The organism is Chryseobacterium daeguense DSM 19388, from assembly GCF_000430825.1.
GTDB lineage: Bacteria > Bacteroidota > Bacteroidia > Flavobacteriales > Weeksellaceae > Chryseobacterium > Chryseobacterium daeguense.
Window position 1 is genome coordinate 370,715 of sequence record NZ_AUMT01000002.1, and the last position, 14,945, is coordinate 385,659.

Annotated in this window: 19 protein-coding genes; 9 read left to right on the top strand and 10 right to left on the bottom strand. The window is 35.9% G+C overall.

Annotated elements, in window-relative coordinates; genetic code table 11:
- Positions 1 to 31 precede the first annotated feature (31 nt).
- From H560_RS0104185 to H560_RS0104205, 5 genes are all read right to left on the bottom strand, one after another.
- Positions 32 to 547, bottom strand: a complete 516-nt coding sequence (locus H560_RS0104185; protein ID WP_027378879.1) for an NUDIX hydrolase — start codon at positions 545 to 547, stop codon at positions 32 to 34.
- Complete coding sequence (gene xerD / locus H560_RS0104190; protein ID WP_027378880.1) at positions 544 to 1,458, bottom strand: site-specific tyrosine recombinase XerD; 915 nt, start codon at positions 1,456 to 1,458, stop codon at positions 544 to 546. Before xerD ends, H560_RS0104185 begins: the two co-directional genes overlap by 4 nt.
- A gap of 6 nt (positions 1,459 to 1,464) precedes the next feature.
- Positions 1,465 to 1,887 carry a deoxycytidylate deaminase gene (locus H560_RS0104195; protein ID WP_027378881.1) on the bottom strand — a complete coding sequence of 141 codons (423 nt, stop codon included), beginning with the start codon at positions 1,885 to 1,887 and terminating at the stop codon, positions 1,465 to 1,467.
- Positions 1,888 to 1,931: 44 nt separating this feature from the next.
- A complete protein-coding gene (locus H560_RS0104200; RefSeq protein ID WP_027378882.1) occupies positions 1,932 to 2,699 on the bottom strand; it encodes an enoyl-CoA hydratase-related protein in 768 nt (255 codons plus the stop codon).
- Positions 2,700 to 2,808: 109 nt separating this feature from the next.
- Positions 2,809 to 4,296 (bottom strand): catalase, encoded by a 1,488-nt coding sequence (locus H560_RS0104205; RefSeq protein WP_027378883.1) that lies wholly within the window; start codon positions 4,294 to 4,296, stop codon positions 2,809 to 2,811.
- 131 nt (positions 4,297 to 4,427) lie between these two features.
- Between H560_RS0104205 and H560_RS0104210 the strand changes: the two genes are divergently transcribed.
- From H560_RS0104210 to H560_RS0104255, 9 genes are all read left to right on the top strand, one after another.
- Positions 4,428 to 5,378: a LysR substrate-binding domain-containing protein gene (locus tag H560_RS0104210; RefSeq protein WP_027378884.1), complete on the top strand. Its 951-nt coding sequence runs from the start codon at positions 4,428 to 4,430 to the stop codon at positions 5,376 to 5,378.
- Between the two features lie 233 nt (positions 5,379 to 5,611).
- On the top strand, positions 5,612 to 6,892 hold the full coding sequence (gene metK, locus H560_RS0104215; RefSeq protein ID WP_027378885.1) for a methionine adenosyltransferase: 1,281 nt from the start codon (positions 5,612 to 5,614) through the stop codon (positions 6,890 to 6,892).
- A gap of 104 nt (positions 6,893 to 6,996) precedes the next feature.
- Complete coding sequence (locus H560_RS0104220) at positions 6,997 to 7,488, top strand: hypothetical protein (protein ID WP_027378886.1); 492 nt, start codon at positions 6,997 to 6,999, stop codon at positions 7,486 to 7,488.
- A 197-nt stretch (positions 7,489 to 7,685) separates the two neighbouring features.
- On the top strand, positions 7,686 to 8,276 hold the full coding sequence (locus H560_RS0104225; RefSeq protein ID WP_027378887.1) for an RNA polymerase sigma factor: 591 nt from the start codon (positions 7,686 to 7,688) through the stop codon (positions 8,274 to 8,276).
- Positions 8,277 to 8,476: 200 nt separating this feature from the next.
- Positions 8,477 to 9,172, top strand: coding sequence for a YjjG family noncanonical pyrimidine nucleotidase (locus tag H560_RS0104235; RefSeq protein WP_027378888.1), 696 nt, complete (start codon positions 8,477 to 8,479; stop codon positions 9,170 to 9,172).
- Between the two features lie 85 nt (positions 9,173 to 9,257).
- A complete protein-coding gene (locus tag H560_RS0104240; RefSeq protein WP_051289136.1) occupies positions 9,258 to 9,707 on the top strand; it encodes a PepSY-like domain-containing protein in 450 nt (149 codons plus the stop codon).
- A gap of 29 nt (positions 9,708 to 9,736) precedes the next feature.
- Positions 9,737 to 9,976, top strand: a complete 240-nt coding sequence (locus tag H560_RS0104245) for a hypothetical protein (RefSeq protein ID WP_155844955.1) — start codon at positions 9,737 to 9,739, stop codon at positions 9,974 to 9,976.
- Positions 9,977 to 10,068: 92 nt separating this feature from the next.
- The gene (locus tag H560_RS0104250; protein ID WP_027378891.1) at positions 10,069 to 10,740 is read left to right on the top strand and encodes a response regulator transcription factor; all 672 of its coding nucleotides are present in this window, start codon (positions 10,069 to 10,071) and stop codon (positions 10,738 to 10,740) included.
- The gene (locus tag H560_RS0104255) at positions 10,740 to 12,023 is read left to right on the top strand and encodes a sensor histidine kinase (RefSeq protein ID WP_027378892.1); all 1,284 of its coding nucleotides are present in this window, start codon (positions 10,740 to 10,742) and stop codon (positions 12,021 to 12,023) included. Before H560_RS0104250 ends, H560_RS0104255 begins: the two co-directional genes overlap by 1 nt.
- A 14-nt stretch (positions 12,024 to 12,037) precedes the next feature.
- Here H560_RS0104255 and trpS read toward each other — a convergent pair whose 3' ends face one another.
- From trpS to H560_RS0104280, 5 genes are all read right to left on the bottom strand, one after another.
- Positions 12,038 to 13,006, bottom strand: a complete 969-nt coding sequence (gene trpS / locus H560_RS0104260; protein WP_027378893.1) for a tryptophan--tRNA ligase — start codon at positions 13,004 to 13,006, stop codon at positions 12,038 to 12,040.
- 183 nt (positions 13,007 to 13,189) lie between these two features.
- Positions 13,190 to 13,834 carry a SanA/YdcF family protein gene (locus H560_RS0104265; protein WP_027378894.1) on the bottom strand — a complete coding sequence of 215 codons (645 nt, stop codon included), beginning with the start codon at positions 13,832 to 13,834 and terminating at the stop codon, positions 13,190 to 13,192.
- Positions 13,835 to 13,849: 15 nt separating this feature from the next.
- A complete protein-coding gene (locus H560_RS0104270; RefSeq protein ID WP_027378895.1) occupies positions 13,850 to 14,488 on the bottom strand; it encodes a lipoprotein signal peptidase in 639 nt (212 codons plus the stop codon).
- A complete protein-coding gene (locus tag H560_RS0104275; RefSeq protein WP_027378896.1) occupies positions 14,488 to 14,679 on the bottom strand; it encodes a DUF2683 family protein in 192 nt (63 codons plus the stop codon). Before H560_RS0104275 ends, H560_RS0104270 begins: the two co-directional genes overlap by 1 nt.
- 15 nt (positions 14,680 to 14,694) lie before the next feature.
- On the bottom strand, positions 14,695 to 14,940 hold the full coding sequence (locus H560_RS0104280) for a DUF6576 domain-containing protein (protein WP_027378897.1): 246 nt from the start codon (positions 14,938 to 14,940) through the stop codon (positions 14,695 to 14,697).
- Positions 14,941 to 14,945 lie beyond the last annotated feature (5 nt).

Here is a 14,945-nt window from a genome sequence, read left to right on the forward strand (position 1 = left end):
GGGATCCGTGGTAAGTGTATTCTAAACCAGATTAAATATTTCTCAAATACTCTTCAAAGAACTTCTTCTGAGAATCAAAAGCAAGATCTTCTAAATTCAGCTTTTTCAAAGGAATCCATACCGCTTCTGAGATTTCAGAAAGTTCCAGATTCACCTCAAACTTTTCCGGAACATTATACTCGTAAAAAAGATCAATGGTATTGTAATCAATCTCTTTGTATTGGTAAACATTCGGAAGGCTGGTTAAGTATTTTAAATTTGAAATATCCACGTCAAGCTGTAATTCTTCAAAAAGCTCTCTTTTACATGTTTCTTCCGCACTTTCTTTGGGATCAACAAATCCTCCCGCAAGATCCAGTTTGCCCTTTTTCGGGTCTCTGTTTCTCCTGGTAAGGTAGATTTCATCCTTATGCCTTATGACTACGGCTACTGCACCGGCCACATTGTTGTATAAAGTGAAACTACAGTTGGGACAGCTCCATTTTTTTTCGCCGTCCCATTGTAGAGATTCTTTGCCGCAGCTTGGGCAGTATTTCAATATTTTCATTGAGTTACATTCATATTTCTCGGATGGTAGCTTAAAATCACATCACGAAGCTCTTCTGTTTTCAAATGCGTATAGATTTCCGTTGTGGTAATACTGGAATGTCCCAGCATTTCCTGGATATAACGAAGATCTGCACCATTCTGAAGCAAATGGGTGGCAAATGAGTGCCTGAAGGTGTGTGGTGATATTTTCTTGCTTACCCCCGCTTTATCTGTTAATTCTTTTATAATTAAAAATACAATTACCCTGGACATGGAAGTTCCTCTGCTGTTCAGGAATAGAGTATCTTCGTATTTTTTATTGATTTTGTTTTTAGAACGCACCTCTTTGATGTACCCTGCGAGCAATTCTGCGGTATAGTCTGCCAAAGGAACGAAACGGGTTTTATTTCCTTTTCCGTTTACTTTGATGTACTGTTCTTTAAAATTAATATTGGAAATTTTAAGATCAATAAGTTCCGAAACACGCAGCCCGCATCCGTACAGCACTTCAATGATGCACTGGTTTCTCTTTCCGAGATCAGAATTTACTTCAATGGCGCTGATAATTTTGTTGATATCCGGAAGGCTTAAGGTATCCGGAAGATACAATCCCAACTTTGGCCCTTCCAATAAAGAAGCCGGATTATCTTCACGATATTCGTCTTCAAGTAAGAATTTAAAGAATGCTTTGATGGAAGAGATCCATCTTGCCTGAGACCTTTCGCTGAACTTTTGTTTGGAAAGGTTGAAGATGTATTCCTGCAGGTTTTCGTACTCAATAGCATCCGGACCTATGTTTTCCAGGTCCTCCTGTGCGTATTCTTTTAATTTTTTGATGTCTCGTACGTAGGCGTCGAGTGTGTTTTCTGAAAAATTCCTTTCGAAACGAAGAAAGATTTCAAAATCCTTAATTTTTTCATCCCAAGTCATGTTGTGTTATTTTTTTAATTCACTATCCGAAATTTGTTCTATTTCAATATTATGGTTTCTTAAAAACGATATCCCGTCGTCATCCGAATACTCATTGATATACACCAGCCTTGTAATACCGGCTTGGAGAATCAGCTTGCTGCATTCTTTACAGGGTGAAAGTGTGAGATATAAGGTAGCACCTTTTGCAGACTGTGTGGAAGCGGCTAATTTTAAAATTGCATTAGCTTCTGCATGCAGCACGTACCAGTGTGTTTTCCCTTCATTATCCTCGCAGCAGTTTTCAAACCCTGAAGGAGTACCGTTATAACCATCTGAAATAATCATCCTATCTTTTACGATAAGAGCTCCTACCTGCTTTCGTTTACAGTAGGATAGTTTTGCCCATTCCTGAGCCATTTTTAGATAAGCTTTGTCAAACTTATTCATACCGCGTCATTGTTGTTTTCGAAATAATTTGTATTTATTAAGGTCTAGAAATTCGGTTTTCTTTTTTCTAAAAACGCTGAAACTCCTTCTTTCTTATCTTCAAGTTCAAAAACTTCACCGAAATATTTTATTTCAGTTTCAAAACCTTTATCCGTATCCGATAAGTTCACTGCCTGAATTGCCTTGGAAATTGCCATTGGTGAGTTGTGGGCAATTACGTTTGCTAATTCCTTTGTTTTTGCTAATAATTCTTCAATAGGGTAGACCTCGTTTACCAGTCCGGTTTCCTTTGCTCTTTGGGCAGGAACCATTTTGGCAGAGAAGATCATTTCATTGGCAATACCTTTTCCTACTAGCTTTGGAAGCCTTTGTGTACCTCCGTAACCCGGAATTAATCCCAGAGTAACTTCAGGAAGCCCCAGCTTAGCATTTTCTGATGCATATCTGATGTGGCATGCCATAGCCAGCTCAAGACCACCACCTAATGCAAAGCCGTTTATGGCTGCAATTACTGGCTTGGTCATATTTTCAATTTTATTAAATAAAATATTTTGTCCGTTTCTCGCAAGTTCTTCTGCTTTCTCTTGTCCGAAATCACTGAATTCCTTAATATCTGCCCCGGCAACGAAAGATTTTTCTCCGCTTCCGGTAATAATGATTACCCTGCAGGTACTGTCGGCATTTAATTCGTCCAATGCGGAACTGATTTCCTTAATCGTTTGAGCATTTAATGCATTCAAACTTTCGGGTCTGTTTATAGTAATAGTAGTTACTTTATCTTCTTTATTTAATAATATATTTTCGTAATTCATTTTTCCCTTTAAAAAATATTACCTTCCCGCAAATTATAAATTTTTTGCAAAAAAAAGGAAAAAAGTTTTATATTTTTTCCTTTTAATTAAAATTATTCTTTTAATGTAATTATTTGGAATGGTTCATCATATTGGCGTCGATAACGACATTCAGTTGAGAAGCCACTTTCATGCCAAGTTCAATATTGGCTCTGAAAAAATGGCACAGCTGGCGGTTGATGATTTCATCTTTTTTGGGGCCTGTAATGCCTTTCATGCTTGCTATAATATTATTTACAAGATTTTGTCTGTCTTCCGGGCTCATCGCTTTTGAGTACAATAATCCGGGCTGTGTGTAATGGTCATCATCATTTTCATTCCTGTTGTAATTGGCAACATGGGCGCTGTCCAATTCGTATTCATAATTTTTGTATGAAGGGTCTGGTTTGATGTCATCAAAGCTGTTCGGGTGATAATTGGGTTTGTCCTGATACTGGCTGGAGTCTGCCATAAATCCGTCTCTCTGATAGTTATTTACGGCAAAAGGACACCTGTTCACTTCCAGTTGATGAGCGTTTACTCCTACTCTGTATCTGTGGGCATCCGGATAAGAAAATAATCTGCCCTGAAGCATTTTATCAGGAGAAAAGCTGATTCCGTTGATTAAATTACTTGGTGAAAAGGTAGATTGCTCTACGTGTGCAAAATAATTGACAGGAATTTCATTCAATTCCATTTCACCTACTTCAATCATCGGGAAATCTTCATGGAACCAAACTTTTGTAATGTCAAACGGATTCCATCGGAAGTCTCTGGCCTGCTCTTCAGTCATTACCTGGATGTACATTGTCCATTTGGGAAAATTACCTTCTTCAATGGCGTTGCAAAGATCTTCCTGTGCAAAATCCGGATTTTCTCCGGCCATTTTTACTGCTTCTTCATTGGAGAAATTTTTAATTCCCTGTTTTGTAATAAAGTGGAACTTTACCCATACTCTTTCATTTTTATCATTAATCATGGAGTAGGTATGGGATCCAAAACCATGCATGTGACGGTATCCGTAAGGCGTTCCTCTGTCTGACATCAAAATGAGAACCTGATGAAGAGATTCAGGATTTAAGCTCCAGAAATCCCACATCATTGTTGCGCTTTTCAGGTTTGTTTTCGGAACTCTTTTTTGGGTGTGAATAAAATCCGGGAATTTTTTGGCATCCTTAATAAAGAAAACAGGTGTATTATTACCTACCAGATCCCAGTTTCCGTCTTCTGTATAAAATTTTAAGGCAAAACCTCTCGGATCCCTTGCGGTATCTGCGCTTCCTTTCTCTCCGCCTACGGTAGAAAAACGGGCAAACATCCTGCAAGAGTTCCCAACTTTTGAAAATAATTTTGCTTTTGTATATTGGCTGATATCGTGTGTTACGGTAAACTTTCCATAAGCTCCGCTTCCTTTTGCGTGAACAATTCTTTCCGGGATTCTTTCTCTCACAAAGTGAGCAAGATTTTCCTGAAGTATGAAATCCTGCAGCAAAACCGGACCTCTCGGGCCTACGGTTTGGGAGTCCTGATGTTCGTAGTATGGAGCGCCGCTGCTTAGTGTTAATTTCTTAGAATCCATAAGGTTATGATTAGTCTAATTGATTTGTTTTATTGTTGAATTATGTAAAGGTACTAAATCTCAAATTTACTTGAATTTTTAATTGCCAATCACAAAAACATCATATCTTTGTAATAGATAATATTAATCAGATGAACATTCAGCAACTGGAGTACCTTATCGCCGTAGATAAGTACAAACATTTTGGGAAAGCAGCACAGGCATGCTTCATTACACAACCCACGCTAAGTGCGATGATACAGAAATTTGAGGACGAACTGGATGTAAAGGTTTTCGACAGAACTACGCACCCTATCCGTACCACAGATGTAGGGCTTCAGATCATAGATCAGGCTAAGGTGATTATAGAATCTGTCAATGAGCTGAAAAATAAAGCCAATCTTTTAAATAATATCTTAGGAGGTACTATTAATCTGGGAATTATCCCTACAGTTTCTTCTTTTATTTTACCAACGGAAATTTTCAAGTTCCTTGAAGAAAATCCTAAAATTCAGATGAATGTAAAGGAAATGACTACGGACAACATCATCAAAGCCCTGAAAGCAGGTGAGCTTGATGCCGGAATTATTTCCACACCTTATGATACAGCAGATGAATTTTATCAGGATTTCCTGTTTAATGAAGAGCTGATGATTTACAGTTCGGATACCGAAGCGAATAAAAAGAACTCTTACGTAGTTCCCGAAGAGCTGAATGCAGAAAAAGTGTGGCTTCTTGAAGAAGGAAACTGCCTGAGAAATCAGTTCGAAAATATCTGTCATCTTAAGGAAAATACATTAAAGCCTAAAAACCTTGACTTCCTTGCTTCCAATATCCAGACTTTGGTTCACATGGTGGATAAAGTAGGGGGAATCAGCATTTTACCAGAGCTCGCATTGAGCCAGCTTTCGGAAGTTCAGAAAGAAAATGTATTCAGATTTAAGAAACCTTTTCCGTACAGAGAAATAAGCATAATTTACTACAAACCAACGTTTAAGCAGAAAATTATTGATGAATTATCTCACTCTATAAGAACTTCATTAGAGAAAAAGCTTAATTATCATGAAAATCCTAAAGAATTTATCAGCGTGAAACCTCAGTAGTTTTCATGGATAAAGGTTTGATAAATAGTTAATTTAAAGATTTTTATAATTAGTAAACAAAAATTTTGAGTATTAAAAAATAGTACTTAAATTTGCCAACGTTTACGAACGAGGAAAAATTTGACCTGATTGCAACCTCTATAAAAAAATGCTAAAACAGTATTCTTTTTAGGCATCCTGGCAATTTATTCTTATTTTTCTTCTTTTAATTTTAATTTAAAACAAAGAATAATATGTCTTATTTATTTACATCTGAATCAGTTTCAGAAGGACATCCGGATAAAATTGCCGATCAGATTTCCGACGCATTAATCGACCATTTTTTAGCATACGACAAAACTTCAAAAGTTGCCTGTGAAACTCTTGTTACAACAGGGCAGGTAGTTTTGGCAGGTGAAGTGAAGTCTGACGCTTACCTTGATGTACAGACCATTGCAAGAGAGGTGATCAACGGGATTGGTTATACTAAAGGGGAATATATGTTCAACGGTGATTCTTGCGGTGTTATTTCTGCTATCCACGAACAGTCTCCGGACATCAATCAGGGTGTTGACAGAGTGGTAACTGATGAATCTTTCGAAGCTAAAGCAAACGCACAAGGTGCTGGTGATCAAGGAATGATGTTCGGATATGCAACCAACGAAACTGCGAACTATATGCCTTTAGCATTAGACCTTGCGCATACTATTCTTAAAGAGCTTTCTGCAATCAGAAGAGAAAACTCTGATATTAAATATCTTCGTCCGGATGCAAAAAGCCAGGTAACTATTGAATATTCTGACGATCATAAGCCTATCAGAATAGATTCTATCGTAGTTTCTACACAGCATGATGATTTTGCTGCAGAAGAAGAGATGCTGAACAAAATCAGAGAAGACATCAAAAATATTTTGATTCCAAGAGTTGTTGCTCAGCAGACAGAGGAAATTAAAGCGTTGTTTAACGATCAGATCAAATATCATATCAACCCTACAGGAAAATTTGTAATCGGGGGTCCTCACGGAGATACAGGTCTTACGGGAAGAAAAATCATCGTAGATACCTACGGAGGAAAAGGAGCTCACGGTGGTGGTGCTTTCTCTGGAAAAGATCCTTCAAAAGTAGACAGAAGTGCTGCTTATGCTACGAGACATATCGCTAAAAATTTAGTGGCTGCAGGTGTTGCGGATGAGGTTTTGGTACAGGTTTCTTACGCTATCGGTGTTGCTGAGCCTTGTGGCTTATATATCAATACATACGGAACTGCAAAAGTTGATCTTCATGATGGTGAAATCGCTAAAAAAGTTTCTACAATTTTCGATTTAAGACCTTATGCTATTGAACAGAACTTAAAGTTAAGAAACCCAATCTATCAGGATACGGCTTCTTATGGACACATGGGAAGAGAAAGCTATGTGGCTGATAAAACCTTTAATAAAGGACAGAAAAATGAGCTTACATTGAAAGGTCTTGAGTTTTTTACATGGGAAAAACTTGATAAAGTAGAGGAAATTAAAGCCGCTTTTGGAATTTAATTTTTTAAATTTTAAAATAATTTAAACAAGTTCTTAATAATAAATGACTGCTTTATCTTTCGGTAAGGCAGTTTTTTTTAATTTTACATATAAATAAATTGAAGATGATTAACGCAAGATCAGTTATAGCAATCCTTTGCCTATTTTTTCTGACCACGTTCGCAAAAGCGCAATATACAGTGCATAAGATGGTAACGGTGGGATATACCTATCAAAACCAAAGCTTCGGGGAAGTAGGAGGGAAATTACTTTTCTTAAAAAATGATGATGTTATTTACCGTTTGGGAGCTTCCGCCTTAATGGGGTCTGCAAATTCCAAGTTTGCGATCATGCCTAAAGTTTCTGCAGATGTATTGCTGAACTTCCAAAAAGATGTAGATTTTTATCATTCCTATTATTTTTTGATAGGAGCGGAGGGAACAAATAAATATGTGGCTCCGAAGATCGGGGTAACGCTTTTTGGTATTTTAGACCTTACCGGAGGATATGCATTCCCTATCGGAAACAGCGGAATAAACGGAAAAGAGCTGAAAGGCCTGAATGTTAATTTTACACTAAATATTCCTACTGTATTCATTCACGACATGTTTAATTGATTTTTTTTAAATTTTTGTTGTAAAAAATTAATAAATGGTTAACAGTTATTAAAAATTTATTATATTTACACCTATAAAAATTGTGCCGCCTATTGATTAGACTTTACTCTGAAGAATTGTTTTGTATTTACAGTAATAGCCAGATAAAATATCTGGATGTATGATTGTCAACAAAAATATTTATTGAGAAGAAAGTTATGAAATCAAAATCGGATAGTTTACTAATTTCCCTTTATCAGAAAGGAGACGAAGAGGCATTGTCAGCCCTCATTCATCGTCATCAGAGAGAACTGTTTACATTCATTTTTTACAAAATTAATGATGAAGATCTTGCCAACGATGTATTTCAGGATACATTTATGAAGATCATTGTAATGCTGAAAGAAGGACGCTACAACGAAGAAGGAAAGTTCATTCTTTGGGCAAAAAGAATCGCCCACAATCTTATTATAGACCATTTCAGATCAAAATCAAAAAACATTAAAGTTTCGGAAACTACTTTCGAAACAGATGAATATTCTATTTTTGATCTGTTGAGAGAGCCTTCGGAAAATATCGAGGATCAGCTGGTAACAAACCAAATCCAGGAAGATCTTCTGAGAATGCTTCAATTCCTGCCGCTAAACCAGCAGGAGGTGATTAAACTTAGGTTTTTTGACGGGTTAAGCTTTAAAGAAATAGCAGATCATACAGATATGAGTATCAATACCACGTTGGGAAGGGTACGGTACGCTTTGATCAACCTGAGAAAAATCATGGATGAAAATAATATTATCTTGACCAGATAGATAATAATTTCGGGAAATTCTCGTTTTAAGGAAAAACATTTATCGCCTATGAGAAAAAATGATTCCCTAAAAGTGACAACTTTGAATCCTAAAAAAGAAACCATTGAGTTTTTGCTCAATTTTTCAAAGAATCTGGAGGTTATGAAAACCAAGAGTAAGAATTACCCGATTTCCAAAAATTAAAATTAATTTTGTGCTGTATGAAAATTCAGCACATTTTTTTTGACCTGGACAATACGCTTTGGGATCACCGCAGAAATGCCTATCTTACCATTAAAGACCTTTTTGAAAAAGAAGAAATCGGCTTAAAGTATCCTATTGATTTTGAAGAATTTCATTCTGTTTATCATGAGATCAATGAAACCCTTTGGGAAAAAATCCGTGACGGCATTATTGATAAAGAATATTTGAGAAAGCATCGTTTTTATGATACGTTTTACCATTTTGGGGTGGATGATGAATCTCTTTCCATGTATTTTGAAGAACATTTTCTTGATAAAATTTTAAATTACAATGAACTTGTAGAAGGAGCAGAATATATTTTAGAATATCTTAAAGCTAAAAACTACATTTTGCATATAATTTCCAACGGTTTTAAAGAAGTAACGGAAAGAAAATGCATCTTATCGGGAATTGCAAAATATTTTCAAACTATCACCAGTGCAGATTCAGTAGGGGTAAGAAAACCGAGACCTGAAATTTTTGAATATTCTTTAAACCTTTCCAACGCCCCAAAAGAAAACAGTATCCTCATCGGTGACGATTGGATCGCTGATGTTATCGGAGCTCAAAGTTTCGGAATGGACGTTATTTTCTTTGATGCTTTGAACGAAAACCGCGTAGAGGAGGGGCTTAAGGTTATCAAACATCTTTTGCAGATAAAGGATTTCTTATAAAAATATTCCAGGATTTTCATCTTTCCTAATTCTTTCCCAATTTGATATAGAACTTTGCTCCATAATAATTACCAAAATAAAAATTATGGAAAAGAAGACAACAATCACAGTCGGGTTGGCTTTAGCGTTATCGCTAATTGCCGGGAAAGCTTATGGACAGGATCGTGTGATCAGTCAAAACCAGCTACCGGGAACGGCAAAAACATTTTTAGTTTCAAACTTTAAAGGTGTTGCGATCGGTACGGTAATAGAAGACAAAGAATTTTATGGTGTAGATGAATATAAAGTAAGACTTGGAAATGGTGTGAAAGTAGACTTCGACAGTAAAGGAAACTGGAAAGAAGTGAACGGTGAGCATCAGAAAATTCCTAATGCTTTCATTCCGGCACCCATTAAAAATTACGTTAGCAAAAGCTTTCCAAATACCTACATTACTAAAATAGAAAAAGAAAGATGGTCTTATAAGGCAGAATTGTCAAACGGGATTGATCTAGAATTTGATAGTAAAGGGAGATTTAAAAGAATTGATGATTAGGAAAATTATTAACTGAAATAATGAATATTATGAAAATTATCTGGAAGCGTAAGCACGCTTATCACAAAATAAAATCAAAGGTCATGGTAAACTGGAACACAATAAACAGAAATGTAAGACAAAATATCCTTAGTTATATTACAAGAAATCATTCGGGTAGTGTAGTAGATTCTATCGAAGAAAAATTTAATGCATATAAAATCAATTTTATGAATGGTTTAAGCCTTTTCTTTGATAAAAATGGTCAGTATTTAAAAAAGAGCATATAAAGCTTAAAAACAGCCTTCTCTAAGCAGGGGTTGTTTTTTTATATATTTGAATAAGGTAATATTTTCTGAAGAGGAAATGCAAAAGTTAGGGTATGAAGATTTTAATTATTGAAGATGAACCGGAAATACGTAATGTTGTTCAGGATTTTCTTGAATCAGAACATTTTATAGTAGAGTATGCCGAAGATTTCAATTCCGGGCTGGATAAAATCATTTCTTATGAGTATGACTGTATTCTTTTGGATATTATGCTGCCCGACGGAAACGGAATGGAACTTCTAAAGGAAATTAAAAGCATGCATAAAAAAGATCCGGTGATCATTTTGTCGGCTAAAGATTCTGTGGACGATAAAGTAAACGGCCTCGAAATAGGAGCTGACGATTATCTTGCAAAACCTTTTCACCTTGCTGAGCTTATGGCGAGGATAAAATCTGTTATCAGAAGAAAAAATCAGGATGGTGAGAATATTATCAGCTATAAAAATATTTCCATTGATCCTGAAAGCAGAGTTGTAAAAATTAATGATAATGAATTGATACTTAACAGGAAAGAATACGACCTTTTATACTATTTTGTTATTCATCCGGAAAAAACACTACAGAAAACCATGCTTGCAGAAGCAATCTGGGGAGATTATATTGATCAGGCAGACAGTCTGGATTTTATTTATTCACAGATCAAAAACCTTCGGAAAAAATTAAAATCATCTAACTCGGAGGCTGATTTTCAGGCTGTCTACGGAATTGGTTATAAATTTATTTAATGAAAGTCTCACTTAAATATTATACATTAAAATACCTTGTCGGAATTCTCCTTTTGATTATTGCCGTTTGGGCCGCGATTTTTTATGCTTATATTCTGGATGAAGTCTATGACAATGTGGATGACGGGCTGAAAGACAGAAAGATACAAATTGTAAAGGCCGTTTATCTAGATGAAAAGCTATTAAAAAGTGATGAGTTTGGATTTAATGAATTTAAGATAACTCCGGTTTCCCCTTCTGATTATAAAGATAAAAATAAATTTTACAACAAATTCTTCTACATGGAGTATGACGATCAGGATCAGCCATACCGTGTCCTGGAAACGGATTTTATTGATCAGTTTGGGAAGCATCAGAAACTGGAAATCAGAGCTTCTACGGTAGAAGAGGATGAACTTGTGTATGACCTTACAACAGCTTTGGTTGTGCTTTATATCATGTTGGTTATCAGTATTATTGCGGTCAATGGTTTTTTGTTGAACAAAGCTATGCGTCCTTTTTATTCGATTTTGGATAAGCTTAAAAAATATCAGTTCGGTGTGCCGGATTCTTCGCTCGCTCCTCAAAATTATTCCATCACAGAATTTGAAGAGCTGAATATGGAAATAGATGAAATGATTGAGCGAAATGAGCTTGTTTTTCATCAGCAAAAACAGTTCATAGAAAATGCTTCTCATGAATTGCAGACTCCTTTAGCTATTGCAATCAATAAAATTGATCTTTCTATTCAGAATGAAAATCTGGATAAAAAAAATATGAATTTTCTCACCGAAATTAAGAATGACCTGAGAAGAATGGCAGGACTAAATAAATCTTTGTTAATGCTCTCTAAGATTGAGAATAATCAATACAATAAAGCATCAAGCCTAAATTTTAATTCATTGATTTCCGAACTGGTTAAAAGCTACGAAGATTTTATTGAATTTAAAAAGATCGATGTAAATATTGTTGAAAAAGAAAATTTTGAGGCTGTTTTTGATCCTGATCTGGCTAATATTTTACTTTCGAATTTACTTAAAAATGCAGTAAAATATACCAATCCGAAAGGTTTTATAAATATCATTACGGAAAAAAGAAGGCTGATCTTTCAAAATACCGGCTCGGAGGCTTCGCTGGACAAATTTCAGATCTTTAACCGTTTTTATAAGCAGGGAGCAGACCAGAATTCAACAGGTTTGGGGCTGTCTATCATCAAGACCATAATAAAACAATATCCCGGCTGGGATATTGTTTATGAGTTTGAAGGCGGAATGCATTATTTTATTCTTAAAAAAGAAAAATAGCAGGCCGCTTTGTATTAAATTCCTAAGCTTTCTCTTACCCTTTTAATAGTTTCAAGGGCAATTACACGTGTTTTTGCAGCTCCTTCCTGAAGTTTTGCTTCCAGCTCATCAAGATTATTCATGTAATAACTGAATGCTTCCCTTTCCTTTTCGAACCTTGTAAGAATTAAGTCTAAAAGCTCTTTCTTAGCATGCCCGTAACCGAAATTCCCGGCAAGGTATTTTGCTCTTAATTCTTCTGTCTGTTCAGGAGTTGCAATCAGCTGATAGATGGCAAAAACCTTATCCGTTTCAGGATCTTTAGGCTCTTCCAGTGATTTGGAATCTGTTTCAATGCTCATTACCTGCTTTTTCAGCTCCTTTTCAGGCAGGAAAATATTAATGATATTTCCTCTGGATTTAGACATTTTGTGACCGTCAATTCCGGGTACATATTTTGTGTTTTCCTGAAGCTCAGCCTGTGGCAATACCAATACTTCACCCATCTGATTATTAAATCTTGAAGCGACATCGCGGGCAATTTCCAAATGCTGAAGCTGGTCTTTTCCTACAGGAACAATCTCTGCATCATACAGTAAAATATCAGCAGCCATTAATATCGGGTAGGTAAATAATCCTGCATTCACATCTTGGAGCCTGTCTGCCTTATCTTTAAAAGAGTGTGCAAGCGTTAATCTCTGGTAAGGAAAAAAACATGATAAATGCCAAGAAAGTTCACAGGTTTCAGGGATATCACTCTGTCTGTAAAAAAATGTTTTTTCTGTATCCAGCCCACAAGCAAGCCAAGCCGCAGCAATCTCGTAGGTATTTTGTCTAAGTTCGGCTGCATTTTTTATCTGTGTTAAAGAATGCAGGTTTGCGATAAATAAAAAAGATTCATTTCCTTCCTGTTTTGATAGCTCAATTGCAGGAATAATTGCACCCAGTAAATTACCAAGGTGCGGTGTTCCGGTGGCTTGAATGCCGGTAAGAATTCTTGACATTGTTTAAAGTTTATATTTAAAATTAATGAATTGCAAATTTAAGAGAATCGATTCAATGTATAATAAAGTTATACCACAGATTAGCATAAATTTTCACAGATGACTGCGCATATTTTTTAAAATGAATTAGAACATAAACATCTGTGAAAATTTATGCTAATCTGTGGTTAAAAAATATTTTAATTAAGGAATCAGAATTTTCTCCCCTCCGAACTTCGGCTCAACGCCCACAAGCAAATCATAATAGGCCTTTGCTTTAGCCAGGTATTCCCTGATATTAGTTTTAAAGCCCGCATATTTATTGACATCTTTAGCATTGTAGCCAAAGGCGTCAATTCCATTATGCTTAGCCAAAAATACAGCTCTTTCATTATGAAACTTCTGTGAAATAATAATCAGTTTTGTCTGCCCGAAAATTTCTTTAGCCCTCACTACAGAATCCAGTGTTCTGAAACCTGCATGATCCAGAAAAATTCTGTCCTGGGGAATGCCATATTTATTTAAAGTCAAGAGCATATCTTCCGGCTCATTATAATCCTTCGTGCTGTTGTCTCCGCTTACGATGATGTATTTTATTTTTCCGCTTTTGTACAAGTCCACGGCTGCCTGAATTCTGTTATAAAAATAAGCATTCGGAAGCCCGCTGTTCAGATTTTTACTGGTTCCCAGAAGCAGGGCTGTCTTTGTTTCCGGAATATCTGAAATGTTGTAAAAGATATAAGCTTCAGTATCTTTTTTGATGGAATAATTCGCCCAGGCAATAAAAATAATTCCTGCAACCAATAGAAGCAGGAAAATTTTAAAAATATTTTTAATTAATCTTTTCATCAGGTGTAAAATATTCTAAAATTCGAGGCCGTTCGGGAATGCTTTTTTTCTGAACAGCAACAATAATACAGCTCCTACAGTGATGGCAGAATCTGCAACATTGAATATATATTTGAAAAATTCAATATGTTTTCCTCCTATTAAAGGCCAGCTTTCAGGGACGTTCCAGTCAACAAGAGGGAAGTGGAGCATATCCACAACGCAGCCTCTCATGAAAGAAGAATAGCCTTCACCGAAGGGAACGAATTTGGAAACTCCGCCGTATCCGATCCACCGGTCAATGCTTGGGTCATATACCGTTCCGCTGTCGAAAATCAATCCGTAGAACATACCGTCAATCAGGTTGCCTATTGCACCGGCAAAAATCATGGCCATAGGGATCAGCAGATAATTGGATTCTCCGCGCTGCAGCCATTTTTTAAATAAATAAATCATTCCTCCAATAAGGAAAATCCTTACAATTACAAGGAAATATTTCCCGATTACACCACCGAAATGAAGCCCGTAAGCCATTCCCGGATTTTCCACGAAAGTCAGCTTGAATCCCGGCAATACGGAAATGCTGTCATCCAGATTGAAATGTGTTTTAATGTAGATTTTTGAAGCCTGATCTATTAATAAAATAAGAAAAGTTACCAATACTATTTTTTTCATTACAATCCTTTTGGTTTTGACGGTTTTCCTATTTTTTCGTTTTTTTTCTCAACGATTTTTTTGATCGTTTTCTCATTATGATGTGTATTCTTGGTATGGAACTTCTCAAATTTGATATTCATTTCTTTCAATACACTTTTCAGTGCATTCAATTCCATTGCATTTTTGGTGTGGACGATTATGGATTCCATTTTTACTGTAATTTTTCATTTTTTAGACAACTCATCAAGCCTTTTTCTGTCTTTTGGAGACAAATCATTGACTCCGTTCTTGCCCATTTTGCTTAAAAGCTTGTCGATTTCTTTTTCCCTCTCGCGCTTATCAGAATTAAACTGATCATCAATTGTATAATTTTTTTGTGGAGAAGAAAAAAATCTGTTCCTGATCCATTCTCTGTTGAAAAATCCTAAAATGACAACGATGATAATTAATAAAATTAAGAATTCGCTCATGGATA

What these genes read in the sequence shown, in the direction of transcription:
- H560_RS0104185 (WP_027378879.1), bottom strand. Translation starts at nt 547, where the DNA reads ATGAAAATATTGAAATACTGCCCAAGCTGCGGCAAAGAATCTCTACAA.
- xerD (WP_027378880.1), bottom strand. Translation starts at nt 1,458, where the DNA reads ATGACTTGGGATGAAAAAATTAAGGATTTTGAAATCTTTCTTCGTTTC.
- H560_RS0104195 (WP_027378881.1), bottom strand. Translation starts at nt 1,887, where the DNA reads ATGAATAAGTTTGACAAAGCTTATCTAAAAATGGCTCAGGAATGGGCA.
- H560_RS0104200 (WP_027378882.1), bottom strand. Translation starts at nt 2,699, where the DNA reads ATGAATTACGAAAATATATTATTAAATAAAGAAGATAAAGTAACTACT.
- H560_RS0104205 (WP_027378883.1), bottom strand. Translation starts at nt 4,296, where the DNA reads ATGGATTCTAAGAAATTAACACTAAGCAGCGGCGCTCCATACTACGAA.
- H560_RS0104210 (WP_027378884.1), top strand. Translation starts at nt 4,428, where the DNA reads ATGAACATTCAGCAACTGGAGTACCTTATCGCCGTAGATAAGTACAAA.
- metK (WP_027378885.1), top strand. Translation starts at nt 5,612, where the DNA reads ATGTCTTATTTATTTACATCTGAATCAGTTTCAGAAGGACATCCGGAT.
- H560_RS0104220 (WP_027378886.1), top strand. Translation starts at nt 6,997, where the DNA reads ATGATTAACGCAAGATCAGTTATAGCAATCCTTTGCCTATTTTTTCTG.
- H560_RS0104225 (WP_027378887.1), top strand. Translation starts at nt 7,686, where the DNA reads ATGAAATCAAAATCGGATAGTTTACTAATTTCCCTTTATCAGAAAGGA.
- H560_RS0104235 (WP_027378888.1), top strand. Translation starts at nt 8,477, where the DNA reads ATGAAAATTCAGCACATTTTTTTTGACCTGGACAATACGCTTTGGGAT.
- H560_RS0104240 (WP_051289136.1), top strand. Translation starts at nt 9,258, where the DNA reads ATGGAAAAGAAGACAACAATCACAGTCGGGTTGGCTTTAGCGTTATCG.
- H560_RS0104245 (WP_155844955.1), top strand. Translation starts at nt 9,737, where the DNA reads ATGAAAATTATCTGGAAGCGTAAGCACGCTTATCACAAAATAAAATCA.
- H560_RS0104250 (WP_027378891.1), top strand. Translation starts at nt 10,069, where the DNA reads ATGAAGATTTTAATTATTGAAGATGAACCGGAAATACGTAATGTTGTT.
- H560_RS0104255 (WP_027378892.1), top strand. Translation starts at nt 10,740, where the DNA reads ATGAAAGTCTCACTTAAATATTATACATTAAAATACCTTGTCGGAATT.
- trpS (WP_027378893.1), bottom strand. Translation starts at nt 13,006, where the DNA reads ATGTCAAGAATTCTTACCGGCATTCAAGCCACCGGAACACCGCACCTT.
- H560_RS0104265 (WP_027378894.1), bottom strand. Translation starts at nt 13,834, where the DNA reads ATGAAAAGATTAATTAAAAATATTTTTAAAATTTTCCTGCTTCTATTG.
- H560_RS0104270 (WP_027378895.1), bottom strand. Translation starts at nt 14,488, where the DNA reads ATGAAAAAAATAGTATTGGTAACTTTTCTTATTTTATTAATAGATCAG.
- H560_RS0104275 (WP_027378896.1), bottom strand. Translation starts at nt 14,679, where the DNA reads ATGGAATCCATAATCGTCCACACCAAAAATGCAATGGAATTGAATGCA.
- H560_RS0104280 (WP_027378897.1), bottom strand. Translation starts at nt 14,940, where the DNA reads ATGAGCGAATTCTTAATTTTATTAATTATCATCGTTGTCATTTTAGGA.